The 17,372-nt window shown below is 35.8% G+C and carries 17 protein-coding genes; all 17 read right to left on the bottom strand.

The features are described 5' to 3' along the window. Positions 1–17 precede the first annotated feature (17 nt). The 17 genes from KI338_RS04065 to KI338_RS03985 all read right to left on the bottom strand — a co-directional run bounded on the left by KI338_RS04065 (position 18) and on the right by KI338_RS03985 (position 17,338). The gene (locus KI338_RS04065; RefSeq protein WP_212919677.1) at positions 18–323 is read right to left on the bottom strand and encodes a L7Ae/L30e/S12e/Gadd45 family ribosomal protein; all 306 of its coding nucleotides are present in this window, start codon (positions 321–323) and stop codon (positions 18–20) included. Further along, entirely contained in the window at positions 310–582 is a 273-nt protein-coding gene (gene rnpM / locus KI338_RS04060) for an RNase P modulator RnpM (protein ID WP_212919676.1), read from the bottom strand. Before rnpM ends, KI338_RS04065 begins: the two co-directional genes overlap by 14 nt. Before the next feature lie 14 nt (positions 583–596). Next, on the bottom strand, positions 597–1,697 hold the full coding sequence (gene nusA / locus KI338_RS04055; RefSeq protein ID WP_212919675.1) for a transcription termination factor NusA: 1,101 nt from the start codon (positions 1,695–1,697) through the stop codon (positions 597–599). Positions 1,698–1,714: 17 nt separating this feature from the next. Then, entirely contained in the window at positions 1,715–2,185 is a 471-nt protein-coding gene (gene rimP / locus KI338_RS04050; protein WP_212920043.1) for a ribosome maturation factor RimP, read from the bottom strand. A 253-nt stretch (positions 2,186–2,438) separates the two neighbouring features. Beyond that, positions 2,439–3,308: an STAS domain-containing protein gene (locus KI338_RS04045; protein ID WP_212919674.1), complete on the bottom strand. Its 870-nt coding sequence runs from the start codon at positions 3,306–3,308 to the stop codon at positions 2,439–2,441. 187 nt (positions 3,309–3,495) lie between these two features. Continuing rightward, positions 3,496–7,785 carry a PolC-type DNA polymerase III gene (locus tag KI338_RS04040; RefSeq protein ID WP_212919673.1) on the bottom strand — a complete coding sequence of 1,430 codons (4,290 nt, stop codon included), beginning with the start codon at positions 7,783–7,785 and terminating at the stop codon, positions 3,496–3,498. Positions 7,786–7,965: 180 nt separating this feature from the next. Then, entirely contained in the window at positions 7,966–9,231 is a 1,266-nt protein-coding gene (gene rseP, locus KI338_RS04035) for an RIP metalloprotease RseP (protein WP_212919672.1), read from the bottom strand. 62 nt (positions 9,232–9,293) lie between these two features. Then, positions 9,294–10,091 carry a phosphatidate cytidylyltransferase gene (locus KI338_RS04030; protein WP_212919671.1) on the bottom strand — a complete coding sequence of 266 codons (798 nt, stop codon included), beginning with the start codon at positions 10,089–10,091 and terminating at the stop codon, positions 9,294–9,296. A 15-nt stretch (positions 10,092–10,106) separates the two neighbouring features. Next, the gene (gene uppS, locus KI338_RS04025) at positions 10,107–10,868 is read right to left on the bottom strand and encodes an undecaprenyl pyrophosphate synthase (RefSeq protein WP_212919670.1); all 762 of its coding nucleotides are present in this window, start codon (positions 10,866–10,868) and stop codon (positions 10,107–10,109) included. A 226-nt stretch (positions 10,869–11,094) separates the two neighbouring features. Then, positions 11,095–11,652: a ribosome recycling factor gene (frr, locus tag KI338_RS04020; RefSeq protein WP_212919669.1), complete on the bottom strand. Its 558-nt coding sequence runs from the start codon at positions 11,650–11,652 to the stop codon at positions 11,095–11,097. 3 nt (positions 11,653–11,655) lie between these two features. After that, complete coding sequence (gene pyrH / locus KI338_RS04015; RefSeq protein ID WP_212919668.1) at positions 11,656–12,378, bottom strand: UMP kinase; 723 nt, start codon at positions 12,376–12,378, stop codon at positions 11,656–11,658. 94 nt (positions 12,379–12,472) lie between these two features. Beyond that, positions 12,473–13,360 (bottom strand): translation elongation factor Ts, encoded by an 888-nt coding sequence (tsf, locus tag KI338_RS04010; protein ID WP_212919667.1) that lies wholly within the window; start codon positions 13,358–13,360, stop codon positions 12,473–12,475. Positions 13,361–13,471: 111 nt separating this feature from the next. Next, positions 13,472–14,218 (bottom strand): 30S ribosomal protein S2, encoded by a 747-nt coding sequence (gene rpsB, locus KI338_RS04005; RefSeq protein WP_212919666.1) that lies wholly within the window; start codon positions 14,216–14,218, stop codon positions 13,472–13,474. 168 nt (positions 14,219–14,386) lie between these two features. Further along, positions 14,387–14,821, bottom strand: coding sequence for a DUF6115 domain-containing protein (locus KI338_RS04000; RefSeq protein WP_212919665.1), 435 nt, complete (start codon positions 14,819–14,821; stop codon positions 14,387–14,389). Between the two features lie 5 nt (positions 14,822–14,826). Then, a complete protein-coding gene (locus tag KI338_RS03995; protein ID WP_212919664.1) occupies positions 14,827–15,129 on the bottom strand; it encodes a hypothetical protein in 303 nt (100 codons plus the stop codon). A gap of 14 nt (positions 15,130–15,143) precedes the next feature. After that, positions 15,144–16,541: a flagellar assembly protein A gene (locus KI338_RS03990; RefSeq protein WP_212919663.1), complete on the bottom strand. Its 1,398-nt coding sequence runs from the start codon at positions 16,539–16,541 to the stop codon at positions 15,144–15,146. Between the two features lie 26 nt (positions 16,542–16,567). Then, positions 16,568–17,338 (bottom strand): FliA/WhiG family RNA polymerase sigma factor, encoded by a 771-nt coding sequence (locus tag KI338_RS03985; RefSeq protein ID WP_212919662.1) that lies wholly within the window; start codon positions 17,336–17,338, stop codon positions 16,568–16,570. Positions 17,339–17,372: the final 34 nt, after the last annotated feature.

Raw genomic sequence — 17,372 nt, 5'->3', positions numbered from 1 at the left:
TTCACCCCCGAATTTATTTACCCGAGTAACGATTTCAATTTTCCTGCAAAGCCTTCATCTAAGATGGCGATAGCTACTCTTTGGGATTTTCCGATAGCATCAGATAATGTATCTCGATCATCTGCTACGACTATAAAAGGAACTCCATAAGAATTACATTTATCCGTAATCTTCTTTCGTGTTTGGGGACCTACATCATTTGCAATTAGTATTAGTTTTGCTTTTCGCTTTTGTATGTCTTTCACAATCGTTTCTTCCCCAGTAGAACATTTACCTGCTCGAAACGCTAAACCGACAATATTTAAGTAATTATTTTTCGTCATGTACGAACGACCTTAATTCTTCATAAATACTTTCTTCGATTTGCACATTTAGATGCTTACTTAGGATACCAGTTTTTTCTGCCTTATTTATTACATCTAAATCTTTCGTCAAATAAGCGCCTCTACCATTTTTCTTTCCTGTTGAATCAACAAAGACTTCCCCTTCTTTGTTGCGAACGATACGGATTAATTCTTTCTTAGGTTTCATTTGATTTGTGACTACACATTTACGCTCTGGAGTTTTACGCTTTTGAACCATGAAAAATCTCTCCCTTATTCGAATAAGTCCTCTTCGAAATTTACGTAATCTTCTTCCGGTTGTTCTGATAAAAGCCCCTCTTCACGAGCTTCAGTCTCACTCTTAATGTCTATTTTCCAGCCTGTTAATTTAGCTGCTAATCGAGCGTTTTGACCACGCTTTCCAATCGCTAAAGATAGTTGATAATCAGGAACGATAACAGTAGTAGATTTTTCTTCCTCATCTACTAACACTTTAATGACCTTTGAAGGACTTAATGCGTTGGAGACATATGTCACTGGGTCTTCTGACCATTCAACAATATCAATTTTTTCTCCTTTTAGCTCGTTTACAATAGCCTGAACACGCTGTCCCTTCTGACCTACACATGAGCCTACTGGATCAACTTCTGGATTTTCAGCATACACGGCAATTTTTGATCGATCACCGGCTTCTCGTGCTACTGACTTTATTTCTACAACACCATCATAAATTTCAGGTACTTCCATCTCAAACAAGCGTTTTAATAATCCAGGATGTGATCTTGAAATATAAATTTGCGGACCTTTGCTTGTATTTTCAACCTTTGTCACATAGACCTTAATACGGTCATGAACTTGATAATCCTCGGTTGGCATTTGCTCTGCCTCTGGTAATTTAGCTTCGATTTTTCCTAAATTCACATATACAAAACGTGGATCAATACGTTGAATAATACCAGTCATGACATCTTCTTCTCGATCAACATATTCACTAAAGATGACACCACGTTCTGCTTCTCGAACTCGTTGGGTAACGACCTGCTTAGCAGCCTGTGCAGCAATTCTTCCAAAGTCCTTAGGAGTAACCTCAACTTCTATAACATCATCAATGCCATAATTCGGATTTATATGCTTCGCTTCGTCCAATGAAATCTCTTGTTGGTGATCCTCAACATCCTCTACAACGGTTTTGCGTGAGAATACTCGCATTGTTCCAGCATCTTCATCTAATTCAACCCGAACATTAGTAGCTGATTTAAAATTCTTTTTGTATGCAGAAATTAGAGCTGCTTCTAAAGCCTCGATTAATACTTCCTTTTCAATTCCTTTTTCTTTACCCAAATTTTCAATTGCATCAAACAATTGACTACTCATTTCCTTCTTTTCCCCCTTTATAATACAACTGCTAATCTTGCCTTAGCGATTTTATCAAATGGAATTTCCACTTGTTTAGTTCGAGTCTTTTCTTTATATTCGATTGATGCGATGTTATTAGAAAAATCTTTTAAGATACCTTGATATTCTTTTTGCCCATCGATTGGCTCATATAATTTCACAAAAACATTTTTATCGATGCTTTTTGTAAAATCTTCTGCTGTTTTTAATGGACGTTCAACACCAGGAGAAGACACCTCTAGAAAATAGGCCTCTTTTATTGGGTCTATCTCATCCAGTTTTTCACTTAATATCTCCGAAACCTCTCCACATTCGCTAATATCGATTCCACCTTCTTTATCGATAAAAACACGTAGGAACCAATTCTTGCCTTCTTTTACATATTCAATATCCACTAATTCAAGATTTTTTTCAGCCAAAATTGGTAGCACTAATTCTTCGGTTGTTTTTACAACTTGGGAGCTCAAACTCATTAACCTCCTTTTCCTGTAACAATCCTCATATTTGTTATTATGGGCAATCTGGTCTATTTTCATTTCGCCTTCCAATCAATACAAAACCCTTGCCAATAGGCAAGGGAAGTTTCAACAGAGCGAGCAATTTACGAAGAAAGAGTGGGAATACCCACTCTTCATGACCGATACTATCATTGACTTACTACTAAAATATACCATATAATATGGTACCATGCAAGAGTGTATACTATATTAAAATATAGTTTTATCTTGAAAACAAATGATTATTCGACTCCTTAGAGGATTTATCTACAGGCAAATAATCCTGAAGTGCTTTTTGTAATGTAGCCTTCGTTGTTGCCTTCGTTCCAAATTCAACATCTAGCTTGATCATATTCCGAACAATTTCTGGTCTTAAACCAGTTATCACAAGCTTACTTCCCATCATAGATACCCCATCAAGAAGCTTTAAAAACAGCTTAATCGCCTCATTATCCATCTCGGCAATACCAGATAAATCCATAATCAAAGTCTGAATACGTAGTCGACCTACCTCAAATAACACCTTTTCTTCAATGACATTGGCACGATTAGTATCAATAGTACCAATCAGTGGTAATATACTAACATCAGGAGTAATGGGAATGATTGGTGCGGATAGATTGTTAACCAGCTTCTGCTGTCTATCAATTAATTCATCTTTATATTTGGAGTAGCTAATAAAGAATCCATTAATAAATGAGTCAATTAATTCATTATAATGGCTTGTTTCCTTATAGAAGTCATCACTTAGCTTTTCTGTTTTTCCACTTAGTACATCAAAGTGGAATAAAAATTCCCACAATGTCTTTCGAATAGCACGTAGCCATTCCAACTTAAAACTAAGCGTCATTGAATATTTTGCCCATACGATGCCTTCTTTTCTAGCAAAGCTATTAACTTCCTCTTCCTTTTGATCTACAACTAACAGAACTAGATTGTGTGCATTATCTAGTAAATTGATATTACCAATTAAATGTATTTCATTAATTTTATCTCGAACATTTACTGCTTCATTTAGTAAGCTTTCTTCAAATAATGGACGATTATGTACAAGAAATTCATGTATATCATTGCTCTGTATAAACTTAGACACCGAATCACTTCCTAACAGTAATTTATTCGTTATGTAATGAATGTGAAATAATTGTGAACTAATTATACATACATATCATGTTGTTTATCAAGATATTTAGTAATGAGGAATTATAAGAAACCCGCACTCTAAAGCACGGGCTTCAATCTAATATTACGATGTCTTTCAATCCATTTTTGTTAATAGATTAGAATAAGGATAATTGGTTTTTCTCTTCCATTCCTTCTAGACAACCAAGATTATCTAAATATTCAAGAATAGTCTTAGATATTTTACTGCGCTCTCGTAAATCCTCTTTTGATAGGAATTCCCCTTGTTCTCTTGCATTTACAATGTTGATTGCCGCATTAGTACCCAGACCTTCAACTGCATCAAAAGGAGGGATAAGTGTGTTACCTTCCACTATAAACTCAGAAGCTTGTGACTTATATAAGTCAACCTTCTGGAAGGAAAAACCACGTTCACACATCTCAAGTGCAATTTCTAATACTGTTAGTAAACTTTTTTCTTTTGGAGACGCATCATTACCTTTAGCATTAATATTCTCAATCCGCTTACGAATAGCATCTGAGCCTTTAATCATGGTTTCTAAGTCATAATCACCTGCTCTAACAGTAAAATAAGCAGCATAGAAATATAATGGATAATGTACTTTAAAATAAGCAATACGGACCGCCATTAATACGTAAGCAGCTGCATGGGCTTTCGGGAACATGTATTTAATCTTCTTACAAGATTCAATATACCAATCTGGAACATCATGCTTCTTCATTTCTACTATCCACTCATCCTGCAGTCCCTTACCCTTACGAACAGATTCCATTATTTTAAATGCTAACGATGCCTCAAGTCCTTTATGCATTAAATAAACCATGATGTCGTCACGACAACCAATAACATCCGGTAATTCACAAATACCTTCATTAATGAGCTCTTGCGCATTTCCAAGCCAAACATCAGTACCATGGGATAAGCCAGATATGATAACAAGCTCTGCAAACGTACTTGGTTTTGTATCTTCTAACATTTGACGAACAAACTTAGTACCAAACTCTGGTACACCTAAAGTACCTGTTTTACAATTTATCTGTTCCTCTGTGACACCTAATGATTCGGTAGAAGAGAATATTTTCATTACTTCTTTGTCATCAGTAGGAATAGTTTTCGGATCGATTCCACTTAAATCTTGAAGCATCCGAATGACTGTCGGATCATCGTGTCCAAGTATGTCCAGCTTAAGGAGGTTGTCATGAATAGAATGGAAATCAAAATGGGTAGTACGCCATTCACTTTTCCGATCATCGGCCGGATATTGGATCGGAGTAAAATCAAATATTTCCAAATCTGCAGGTACTACAATAATTCCCCCTGGATGCTGTCCGGTTGTCCGTTTAACCCCTGTACAACCTTTTACTAATCGATCGACTTCTGCATTTTTAAAGACCAGTCCTTTATCAGATGCATAGCCTTTTACATAGCCATATGCCGTTTTTTCAGCAATGGTACCAATTGTTCCTGCTCGGTATACATTATCCTCTCCAAACAATACTTTCGTATAATTATGCGCTTGAGGCTGATATTCACCTGAGAAGTTCAAATCAATATCGGGAACCTTATCCCCTTTGAAGCCAAGGAAAGTTTCAAAAGGAATATCTTGCCCATCCTTATTAAAAGCTGTGCCACATTCTGGACAAATTTTATCCGGTAAATCGAATCCACTAGCATACGATCCATCTGTGATAAATTCACTATGATAGCAATTCGGACAAACGTAATGTGGTGGTAAAGGATTAACCTCTGTTATCTCCGTCATGGTAGCGACAAAGGAAGATCCTACTGAACCCCTGGAACCTACCAAATAACCATCATCTAACGATTTTTTAACTAGTTTATGGGCAATTAAATAAATAACAGCGAATCCATTACTAATAATACTATTTAACTCTTTTTCTAGACGATCCGTTACGATTTTCGGTGCTGGCTCACCATAGATTAATTTAGCTCTTTCATAGCATAACTCCCTAATCTCTTGTTCAGCACCTTCAATGGTTGGTGTATAAAGATCATCTTTAACAGGCGAAATTTCTTCTATTTCATCAGCTAAGGCTTGTGTGTTTGTAACTACAATTTCTTTTGCCTTTTCTTCCCCTAAAAACATAAAACAATCTAGCATTTCATTCGTTGTTCGAAATGGTGTATCTGGTAATGTGACACGGTTTAGAGGATTACCAGATTGAGAAGCAATTAGTATCTGCCGGTACATCTTTTCGTGGTTATCAATATAATGTACATTTCCTGTTGCTATTACTTTCTTGTTCAACTTTTTCCCTAATTCTACTAACTTATTAAGAATATCTAGTAATTGTGCCTCATTTTGGACTAACTCTTTCTCAATTAAATGACTATAATTTCGAGGGGGCTGTACTTCAATATAATCATAGAATTCGGCTACCTTTTCTGCCTCATCAGCTGATTTTTGCATCATGGTTTCGAACACTTCTCCATTATCACATGCAGTCCCAACTAAAATACCATTGCGATGCTTTTGTAAAACAGATCTTGGAATTCGTGGGACTCGGTAAAAATAATCAATATGAGCGTAAGAAACGAGTTTATACAAGTTTTTTAAGCCCTCTTGGGTTTTAGCAATAAGTGTACAATGGAAAGGTCTAGAACGTTGATAAGCATTTCCTTCTCCCATATGATCATTAAGTTGATTATGATTCGTTACATCCTTTTGTAAAACTAGCTGTATTAATTTCCAAAGCAAATATGCCGTTGCTTCCGTATCGTAAATAGCACGGTGGTGTTGAGTTAATTCAATGTCTAAATGCTTACATAATGTATTTAAACGGTGGTTTTTTAAACCTGGAAGTAAAAATCTGGACAATTCTAATGTATCAATGATTGGATTACTTACCTTTTCATAACCTATCTTACTAAATCCTTGGTTAAGAAAACCTATATCGAATGTAGCGTTATGTGCAACAAAAACAGCATCCTGACTCCAAGTGTAGAAATCACGTAGCACATCATCTACTTCAGGTGCATCTTTCACCATATCATCTGTAATTCCAGTCAAATCAATAATTGTCTGTGATAGTGGCTTATGTGGATTAGCGAATGACTCAAATCGATCAATTATTTCACCCTTATGAATCTTTACAGCTGCAAGTTCAATAATCGTATCATAAACAGCCGAAAGCCCAGTCGTTTCAACGTCAAAAACCACATATGTTGCATCCTCTAATCCAATGTCCTTTTCGTTATACGCAATCGGTACACCATCATCAACTAGATTTGCCTCCACACCGTAGATTACCTTTATACCATTTTTCTTACCGGCTCCATGTGCTTCTGGAAACCCCTGAACCCCAGCATGGTCGGTAATCGCTATTGCTTTATGTCCCCATTTAGCAGCCTGTTCAACTAATCTTCCCGGTGAAACCACTGCATCCAATTGACTCATCGTTGTATGTGCATGAAATTCTATTCGTTTTTCACCTTCGGGGGCGTTATCCTGCCTAGTTTCAACCTTTATTTCATGAATATCATTCGCCATCATTGCAAGCTCATTAGAATACATATCTGTCTGAATACTTCCTCTAGCCTTTATCCACATTCCCTTTTTTAATTGTTCAAATTTTAATGCATCCTCATCACCCTTGGAGAACATCTTAATCTGAAGTGAATCCGTATAATCCGTCACCTTCGCAATCAACAGACTTCTACCTGAACGAAGCTTGCGGATTTCGACATCGAATACATACCCTTGAACTGCTTTTCTTTTTTCTTCTTCTTGAATATCTCTCATTTCAGTAATTTCGTCTTGAATTTTATAGCCAATCGCAAATGGTTGGTTCTCCTGAACAGGTTTTTCCTTTTCTCGCTTTTCCTTCTCTTGAATGGATTTTAAGATTATTTGTTGATCCTCTAATGCGGTTTGCTGGCGGAAACGTTGAATTGCTTCTTCTTCTTCCTTCACATCAACTGTCAAAGGATAATAAGCAAGCCCAACCTTTTGACAGAATAATTTAAAGCTCTCGTCTAGTCTCTTTTTTAATGCAGTTGCCTCTGCTTCATTCCTTGCAGTTAACATAATCTTATTACCGTTAACTCTAGGCGTTTGATTTAATACTAAATCACGATATGCAGGTGAAATATCTGGGGTTAATTGTAAATAGAGTTGCCAGTATTCACTTACTATGCTTTCATCCACGGATTTATCACGTGTATGTATCGTTAATTCCACTGTAGCTATTTGCTGAAAAGCTCTCTTAATGCTAGCAGTTAATTCTTGATATATAGCTGTTGGCAATACTTGATTTACCTCTATATAGAAATGCCATAACTTTTGTAATTTAAAGATATCAAGTTTTAACAGAGAACTATCTTGAAAATAGTTCTGGATAACCTGATCTTCTATTTTAATTTGTTGGAGTAACAAACCCATTTTCTCTTTACTAGAAATATCCATTCTCATATCCTCCTGCAGCTTGTACCATTTTCATAACATCAGGAATCATTAAAAGATGGAAACCCTTGTCAAATTGAAGAAGACAAGGGTCCATGTAAATTAATTATTCTATTTCTATAGTAACTGCTTTATAAATGAGATACAACCTTTTTAAACACGTAAAAATTTGTATCGGTACTTTTATAAAAACAATCGTTGTATATCATTCCATGTAACGATAATCATTAGAAGCATTAATAAAGCAAAACCAACAAAATGAAAAATACCTTCTTTTTCGGGTTCAATTGGTTTTCCTCGTAGAACCTCAATACCTACAAATAGTAAACGTCCACCATCAAGTGCAGGTAAAGGAACTAAATTAACCACTCCTAGGTTTATACTTAGAATCGCCGTCCATAATAGGAAGTTAACAAAACCAGTTTGTACCACCTGATCTGTGGCATCGTAAATTCCTACAGGTCCAGAAAGCATATCAATACCTAATTGGCCAGTAACTAGCATCGCGAGATTCCTTAAAATCATTGAGGTGGTTTCATAAGTTTGTATAGCACCATACTTGAACGAGCCTAGAAATGACTTTTCATTTGCTTGATATACCCCTATTTGTCCTATCGCCTTTTCCCCTTCAGGTCCAGTAACAGAATTAGGAACAACAGTTATTGTTATTGTTTCACTATTACGCAATACTTTCAATGTAAGTTCTTCACCAGGATTCTCCCTTACGATAGAAGTAAATTCCTTCCATGTTGACACTGGTTGATCATCGATTTGAATGATTTCATCGTTAGCCAGTAATCCCGCCTTCTCCGCCGGACTGCCTGGTTGAACTTGACCCATTTTAGCTTCATCAACTGGAACACCATGGGCAACTCCGATAATGATGAAAATAACGATAGCAAGAATGAAGTTCATCATTGGCCCTGCAAACAACTGCATTGCTCTTTTGCCAGCTGATTTAGATGCAAACTGCCGATCATATGGAGCAATTAACATTTCCTTTTCATCCATTACAAAAAGAGCGCGTCGATCAACATCAAAGTGTAATAGATTCTCTTCTTCGTCTATTTCATAGCCTTTAATAATTAATTCATGATCCAAGTCAACTTTTTCCACTTCAATTACACGTGCATTCGGATGCTTCGATTTATTATTAACAATAATCTTATTTACCTTTCCCTCATCATTAAATTCAAGCCCTATATGATGCCCTGGCTTTAAATCTATGATTTCCGGGTCATCTCCAGCAACACGAACATAACCACCTATTGGCAGTAACCGAATCGTGTACAGTGTATCACTTTTTGTAAAAGCGAATATTTTTGGTCCAAACCCTATCGCAAACTCTCGAGCTAACATACCAGCACGCTTTGCAAAAATCAGATGTCCGAGTTCATGAACAAATACCAAAAGTCCAAACATGCAAATAAATGCTATAACGGTTGTCAAACTGTAACACCTTCCTTTTCCTGAAGTGAAAAAAGCTAGCCTTATTAAAAGTCAACTATAACCTATAAAAGCTGTAATATAAACTGAAGAACTGGGAAAACAAATATAGCACTATCAAATCGGTCTAAAATTCCACCATGTCCTGGAAGGATTTTTCCAGAATCTTTTACATTATAATGCCGTTTAAATGCAGATTCTACTAAGTCACCAATTTGTCCAAAAACAGAAACTACTATTGAAATAATAATGACCGTTACAATACTAAATGGAAAAGGGAAAATCAAATGAAAGATAACCCCAACAATACTAGCAAGTATTATACCACCAATAGCACCTTCAATAGTTTTATTTGGACTAATCTCCGGCCATAGTTTATGCTTTCCAATTGCCCTACCGGTAAAATATGCACCTGTATCTGTAGACCAAATTAAGATAAGTGTAAAGAAAATTTGAGCCAGTCCATTTACTGCATTTCTTGTTTCCAGAAAATAAAAAAATCCCATTCCAACATATAAGACAGCTAATAAAATGAAACCAACATCATCAAAGGTAAACTTATTCTTCAGTAATACAGTATAAGCTAATAAAAGTAGGACAAATAAGACAATATTTTCAGCTGTGCTAGTTGCTAAATTAATATTGTGTATCCCATTAGTTGCTGGGTATAAAAGGAGCCAGAGAAAAATTATCGCAAGTAAGCCAGGAAATGAATTCCATTCAACTTTATGCATTTTCAGTAGCTCCGTTAAACCAATTGTCGCTAGTAGGTAAATTGCAACCGCAAACGGCCAACCACCATAGATAACAAATGGTATGAATAATATTAGTGCTACAATTGCTGTTAAAATTCGTTGTTTCATCTACCATTCATCACCTTATATACCTCCAAATCGCCTTGCTCTCTTTTGATATTCTAAGAGCGCCTCCGAAAATACTTGTTCATCGAAATCTGGCCATAATACATCTGTAAACCAAAATTCCGTATAAGCCAATTGCCAGAGTAAAAAATTACTTAGCCGTTTCTCACCACTTGTACGAATTAAGAGATCAGGATCTGATAAGCCTTCCGTATATAAATATTTTGAGATTAAATCCTCATCAATATTATCCATAGAGACTTTATCATCATCCAAATCATTCATTATAAGCTTAATTGCTCTCATTATTTCACTGCGACTACCATAATTTAGTGCAAAGTTCAGTAATAAACCATCGTTATCCTTCGTCTTTTCCTTCGCATATTGAACTGCTTCCTTTGTATAGGGAGGTAGTGAGTCAAAATCACCAATAGTTTCAATTCGTACATTATTTTTCATTAAGTCAGGTAAATAGATGTGTAAAAATTCCTTAGGTAGTCTTAATAGAAATTCTACTTCGGGCTGAGGTCTTTTCCAATTTTCTGTTGAAAAAGCAAATAGCGTCAAGATTTTTACATTATATTTGATCGCCGCCTCGACAATATTTTTGACAACATCCATACCTGCTTTATGACCTGCTACTCGTGGAAGTCCCCTCTTTTTTGCCCAACGACCATTTCCGTCCATAATAATTGCTACATGTTCTGGGACATTTGTTAATTCGTTATCTTGTAAAGGGTTTTCCTGTTTTGATCTAAAAAAAGGAATTTTAATCGACATAATCTGTCCTCCGAACACTGATGTTTATCCATTTAAAAATACGATTATAATTATGCTTAAGAATATACATATATGACACTATACCAATTGTATATTCTATCATAAGTTTGTCGTTCATCACTAGCAAAAACAAACTATTTTCCATTTTATTATAACGGTAAACCGAAAAGAATACAAAAGCCCCCTTGAATAAGAGGGCTTAAACAGTTGAATTAATGAAGATAATTTATACTTCCATTATTTCCTTTTCTTTATCTTTAGCTAATTGGTCGATTTCAGCAATATGCTTATCAGTCTCTTTTTGTACATCGTCTTGAGCAAGTCGTAGCTCATCCTCAGTAAGACCACCGTTTTTTTCTTCTCGTTTTAAGGCATCATTTGTATCACGGCGTACATTTCTCACTTGGACACGATATTCCTCTGCATACTTTCCAACAACCTTTACAAGATCTTTTCTACGTTCCTCTGTTAATGCAGGGATATTAATACGGATAACATTGCCATCATTTGTTGGCGACAGACCTAAATCCGCTTTTTGAATAGCTTTTTCGATATCATTCATTGCTGTTTTATCATAGGGAGTAATGACAAGCAATCTAGCTTCTGGAGCACTTATCGTTGCTAATTGATTTAATGGTGTGTTAGCTCCATAATACTCAACAAATACGCTATCTAATAGACTAGGATTTGCTCTACCAGCACGCACAGTTGCCAAGCTTCGTGAAAATGACTGAACAGCCTGTTTCATTTTATCCCGACATGAGCCTAGAATTTGTTCTGACATAAATTATTTCCCCCTTATCGTGGTTCCGATTGTCTCACCTTGGACAACCCGTTTAATATTTCCTTCTTCTGTAATAGAGAATACTACAAGTGGTATATCATTTTCCATACATAAAGTGGAAGCAGTTGAATCCATTACACCTAAGCCTTCATTTAACATATCCATATACGTAATATTGTCATATTTCTTCGCACTTTTATTAATTTTTGGATCATCAGTGTATACACCATCGACATTATTTTTTGCCATTAAAATTACTTCTGCCTCAATTTCTGCTGCTCTTAATGCAGCGGTTGTATCCGTTGAGAAGTATGGATTTCCAGTTCCTGCAGCAAAAATGACAACGCGTTTTTTCTCTAGATGACGAATGGCTTTTCTTCGAATATAAGGTTCTGCAACTTGACGCATTTCAATGGAGGTTTGCACCCGAGTCGGAATACCAATTGTTTCCAAGGAATCTTGTAATGCCAACGAGTTCATGACTGTTGCTAGCATCCCCATATAGTCAGCTGTTGCCCGGTCCATTCCCATTTCACTACCGACTTTTCCTCTCCAGATATTTCCTCCGCCTACAACGACTGCAACCTCTACACCTAGTTCTACAACTTCTTTAATCTGAGTTGCGATAGATTGAATTATTTTGGGTTCAATGCCATATCCTTGGTCTCCGCTCAAGGCTTCACCGCTTAATTTTAATACAATTCTACTGTAATGAGCTGTTGTCATAGTAACCTCCACAAGAATAGATTTTTATGTTAACTTAATTGGTTGTACTATGTAATGGTGAAATAGGGAACATTAAATGTTCCCTATTGATCAATTAGTTATTCTTTACTTGACTCATTACCTCTTCAGCGAAGTTGTCAGAACGTTTTTCCATTCCTTCTCCAACCTCATAGCGAGCAAAGGATTTAACAGTTGCTCCTTTTGCAGCAACATACTTCTTAACCTTTTGGTCTGGATCTTTTACAAAGCTTTGTTCTAATAAACAAATTTCTTCGAAGAACTTACCTAAACGGCCTTCAACCATTTTCTCTACGATATTTTCTGGTTTACCTTCGTTTAGTGCTTGTTGTTTTAATACTTCACGCTCGTGATTAATAACATCTTCTGATACTTCTTCACGTGACACGTATTTAGGATTAACAGCAGCAATATGCATTGCAATATCTTTAGCTAATGTAGAATCAGTTGTACCCTCTAATAAAGCAAGCACACCAATTCTTCCGCCCATATGAAGGTATTCACCAAACGCATCATTGTCTGTTTTTGTTATAATTTCAAAGCGACGTAAGGAAATCTTTTCTCCAATTTTAGCAACTGCAGCATTAATAAATGTTTCAACAGTATCTCCATCACCATTAATCTTTTGTTGCAAAGCTTCTTCAACTGAAGATGGTTTTTGAGAAAGCAGGTGATTACCTAAAGCCTCAAGTAAATCTTTAAATTGTTCATTTTTCGTTACAAAGTCTGTTTCACAGTTTACCTCTAATAGCACAGCAGTATTGCCATTAGAAGCGATGTATGTAGAACCTTCCGCTGCAATACGGTCTGCTTTTTTAGCTGCTTTAGCAATACCTTTTTCACGTAAGTAATCAATTGCTTTATCCAAGTCACCGTTTGTTTCTGTTAGTGCCTTTTTACAATCCATCATACCAGCACCTGTTTTTTCACGAAGTTCTTTTACCATTTGTGCAGTAATAGCCATTATAAATCCTCCTTATATAGTAACATTATTATCTAGGTTTACGTTTTTTATAGTTGTCTTTAAAAAAGGTGATAAAAGGCATATCCTCTTATCACCTGACCTTTTCAGAAATTAAGCTTCTTCCGTTTCAAGAACTGGATCTTCAACTACAGCCTCTTCAGCTACTTCTAATTCTTCGCCTTGTTTAACTTCAAGGATAGCATCTGCAATTTTAGCAGTTAGAAGTTTAACAGCACGGATAGCATCATCGTTAGCTGGGATCACATAATCAATTTCATCTGGATCACAGTTAGTGTCAACGATTCCGATAATCGGAATGTTTAATTTGTGTGCTTCTGCAATTGCGATGCGTTCTTTACGTGGGTCAACCACAAATAGAGCATCTGGAAGCTTCTTCATATCTTTAATTCCACCTAGGAATTTAACAAGACGTTCTTTTTCTTTTAATAGTCCTACTACTTCTTTTTTCGGTAAAACATCAAAAGTTCCATCTTCTTCCATTTTTTCAATCTCAACAAGACGGTTAATACGTTTGCGGATTGTTTGGAAGTTTGTTAATGTACCACCTAACCAACGTTGGTTTACATAGTACATTCCAGAGCGGATTGCTTCTTCTTTAACGGAATCCTGCGCTTGTTTTTTTGTACCTACGAAAAGAACTGTACCACCTTCTGCTGCAAGTTCTTTCACATAGTTATAAGCCTCTTCAACCTTCTTTACAGTTTTTTGAAGGTCGATAATATAGATACCGTTACGTTCCGTAAAGATGTATTTTTTCATCTTTGGATTCCAACGGCGAGTTTGGTGTCCAAAATGTACACCAGCTTCAAGTAATTGCTTCATTGAAATTACTGACATAATAAATTTCCTCCTTGGTTTTTTCCTCCGCTTGCATCATTTCTGTATAAAGACCTAACAAGGCACCATTTATACAAATCAACAAACGTGTGTGGTTATAAATAATTAATTTGTATTTACACCAAAAATAAATATAACATACCAGTTTATTGTTATCAAGGATAAATCTTATTTTTCTTCATGAAATTTAATGATTAATTCAACCTCAGTCTTACCACAGGATAGCTCACGTGCAATATCTTCAGGAGAAAGCCCTTCTTTATGAAGTTTTAAGATTTTCGACTGTAGTGATACTTCAACTTGATCTAAGGGTTCATCTTCTATACTAGAAAATGGCAATACTTCTTTTACATCTTCATTCCTAAGCGTTGTTTGCATCACGGTAGTATGTTTCCTAGAGGAATCATTATTATCCCTTTCAGCAAGCCTGTCCTGAAGCATTTTATTTTCCTCTTTTATTTCTTCTAAATAGGATTCCATTAAAGCTACTATTTCTGTAGTGTCATTTTTCTTTTCAACACGTAACTGCTTACTTAAGGCATATATAGCTGTAATAGAAATAATGTGTAATAAAAAGCTAATAATAAGCAAAAATGAAGTCATAAATGTTAACTCCTACTATCAAAGTGATTACCTAAATATGGATGTTGTATATTCTGGTTATTGGTTTTTAATTCTTCTTTGGCCTGATCCTGATTGATTTTCTGATTTGTTTCCGATTTATCATCCTTTAGTAAATGAATGTCTTCAAATTCTTGTACTTTTTTTCTTTTTTGATTTTCTTGAATGACCTGTGTTTGGGCAAGTGCCTCCTGGAAATGCTGATTTTGCTTTAGTATTTGATCCTGAAATTTTCCCGCATCTGTTGTTCTAGGAAGCGCAACCTGCATTTCAACAGATTTCCAACTCATAACCTTCACTTCCTTTAAGCGAAAGAATCCTCCAGAGAACGCATATATATTTCGTTTCGTACTAGCTCAAATTGAACCTTATTATATGATGTGTCAATCATTCGCTTATATTTTCCAAATGCTACAACTGTATTAGCAAATATATTACCTATTACGATTAGTTTAGCATACTTCTCATTCGTTTCATGGTTTAACGATTCCAGCTTTTCCTTAATGGAATCCAGAAGTTCAACGTTTTTATCGTAAGATGCCTTTTGTCTCTGGAGAGCCTGGAATAACTTCGGGTTAGATTCTATATTAGGTACTTGTGATAATTTTTCACCTAAAACCGCTAACTTTTTTAACGTATCCTCGATTTCTTTTTTTTGGCTTTGTAGCTCTTCTGTCTCTTGTAATTCCTTATGATTTTGACCAAGAATTAACTCTGTCCTTGTATTCATATGATTTCCAACATGCTTAATTTGGATAGAGTTACCAGCTGAAGAGTGTCCACCTATCACACTACCTCTTTGACAAATAATCTCATCACCAGCTATACATTCACTATGAAGGATAGAATTTTCTACAAACAATTTATTCGTTGCATAGACATTACCTTGATTAATATAGCCTATTTGTATTGTTTCTCCCGCTTCAATTGTTCCTTTTTGCTGACCTGCTAGTCCTTCAGCCACATAGACAGACCCTTCCGCTTTCACAGTAGCAGCTTCAACCATTCCATAGATTTTAATATCTCCACCTGCTTTTATGGTATAGCCAGAAGGGACATCCCCCTTTATGATAACGGTACCAATAAAATCTATATTCCCTTCCTTCATCGAAAGTGAATCAGACACCTCATAAACCGGATGAACATGTATCGTATTCCCTTGAACATTTGCTTGTCCAACAGATTCTGAATAAAATGTTAAAGATTTTTCCTCAAATCTTACATTTTTACCCGCTTTCATCCGAATAGGCTTACCTGGCTTACTACGTACTAAATTACCATACACATTTGTCCCATCTGTTCCTTCTGTTGGTAAAATAAGTTTAGCAAGTATTTGATTTACTTCTACAGAAGGGATTCGCATTACTTCACGGAAGTCCCATCGATCATCATTTAAGTCCTTTTCAATCATAGGATTAAAATTAATCGTATACTGCACTTTCCCGTCCAAACCAGGTATTGGTTCTATTCCTCGTGCAATGACCATAGGGAAGTCTTCTAAAGGAACCCCCCCAGAGACCACCTTTTCAATACTTCCCTCATCTAAACCAAAGATAATTTTATTATTATGTAGAAATTGCGTGAATTCTTCCATCGTGACATTAAGCTCTTGATGCATTAAATACTCATCTGTGTAGTGGAGTTCAGCAATCATTTGATCATTGGAAACTTTTAATATAAATAGCTGACTAAGTTCTGCCATTGCTATGCCACTCCTTTATCAAGATACTATAAAGCTTCTTTCAGTGTATTACGCAATTTATAAATAGCTTTTTTATGAATCTGAGATATTCTCGATGTAGTTAAGCCTAAGACTTGACCAATTTCCGTAAATGTTAGACCATCGTTATAAAACAAGCTAATAATCATTTGCTCATTTTCTTTCAAACCTTTAATACTTTTTGCAAGCTCTTTATACTCTTCAACCTTTTCCATATGTGCATCTGGTTGGATACTTGTTGAATCTGGAATCGTATAGCCAATACCCTCTTTATGACTGCTATTTCCGTCTTTCGGTTTTTCCTCTATGGAAAGCATATTCGCAAACAATGCATCACGTACATAAGATTCTACTTCTTCTTGTGAGATATCTAGTACGCTTGCAATTTCTTCCAGACTAGGTTCACGTTGATACTTCTGCTCAAGCATTTGTGTAACCTGTTCAATTTTTTTTGTCTTTTCACGGATTGACCTTGGTAACCAATCCTCTTTCCTCAGTCCATCAATAATTGCTCCACGTATACGGAAAGAAGCGTACGTATCAAATTTAAGATCCCTCTCAAGATCAAACTTCTTCAATGCGTCGAATAGTCCTAATAGCCCTAGACTACGTAGGTCATCTTTCATAACAGTACTAGGTAAGTGACTGATCGTTCTTTCAACATGATAAGAAACTAAGTACATATAATTTTGAATTAATTCATTGGCTGCTTCTTCATCTTGATGCTTTTTCCAACGTTCCCATAATTCTTGTTCCAGAGGAGAGATTTTTGTACCCAAACGACATGCTCCTCCCTATCCATATTTTTGTAGG

The organism is Ornithinibacillus bavariensis (assembly GCF_018333235.1).
Lineage (GTDB): Bacteria > Bacillota > Bacilli > Bacillales > Amphibacillaceae > Ornithinibacillus > Ornithinibacillus bavariensis.
Note: the sequence above shows the minus strand (reverse complement) of the source record. Positions and strands in the feature narration are given on the sequence as shown.

What these genes read in the sequence shown, in the direction of transcription:
- KI338_RS04065 (WP_212919677.1), bottom strand. Translation starts at nt 323, where the DNA reads ATGACGAAAAATAATTACTTAAATATTGTCGGTTTAGCGTTTCGAGCA.
- rnpM (WP_212919676.1), bottom strand. Translation starts at nt 582, where the DNA reads ATGGTTCAAAAGCGTAAAACTCCAGAGCGTAAATGTGTAGTCACAAAT.
- nusA (WP_212919675.1), bottom strand. Translation starts at nt 1,697, where the DNA reads ATGAGTAGTCAATTGTTTGATGCAATTGAAAATTTGGGTAAAGAAAAA.
- KI338_RS04040 (WP_212919673.1), bottom strand. Translation starts at nt 7,785, where the DNA reads ATGGATATTTCTAGTAAAGAGAAAATGGGTTTGTTACTCCAACAAATT.
- KI338_RS04030 (WP_212919671.1), bottom strand. Translation starts at nt 10,091, where the DNA reads ATGAAACAACGAATTTTAACAGCAATTGTAGCACTAATATTATTCATA.
- uppS (WP_212919670.1), bottom strand. Translation starts at nt 10,868, where the DNA reads ATGTCGATTAAAATTCCTTTTTTTAGATCAAAACAGGAAAACCCTTTA.
- frr (WP_212919669.1), bottom strand. Translation starts at nt 11,652, where the DNA reads ATGTCAGAACAAATTCTAGGCTCATGTCGGGATAAAATGAAACAGGCT.
- pyrH (WP_212919668.1), bottom strand. Translation starts at nt 12,378, where the DNA reads ATGACAACAGCTCATTACAGTAGAATTGTATTAAAATTAAGCGGTGAA.
- tsf (WP_212919667.1), bottom strand. Translation starts at nt 13,360, where the DNA reads ATGGCTATTACTGCACAAATGGTAAAAGAACTTCGTGAAAAAACAGGT.
- rpsB (WP_212919666.1), bottom strand. Translation starts at nt 14,218, where the DNA reads ATGTCAGTAATTTCAATGAAGCAATTACTTGAAGCTGGTGTACATTTT.
- KI338_RS04000 (WP_212919665.1), bottom strand. Translation starts at nt 14,821, where the DNA reads ATGACTTCATTTTTGCTTATTATTAGCTTTTTATTACACATTATTTCT.
- KI338_RS03995 (WP_212919664.1), bottom strand. Translation starts at nt 15,129, where the DNA reads ATGAGTTGGAAATCTGTTGAAATGCAGGTTGCGCTTCCTAGAACAACA.
- KI338_RS03990 (WP_212919663.1), bottom strand. Translation starts at nt 16,541, where the DNA reads ATGGCAGAACTTAGTCAGCTATTTATATTAAAAGTTTCCAATGATCAA.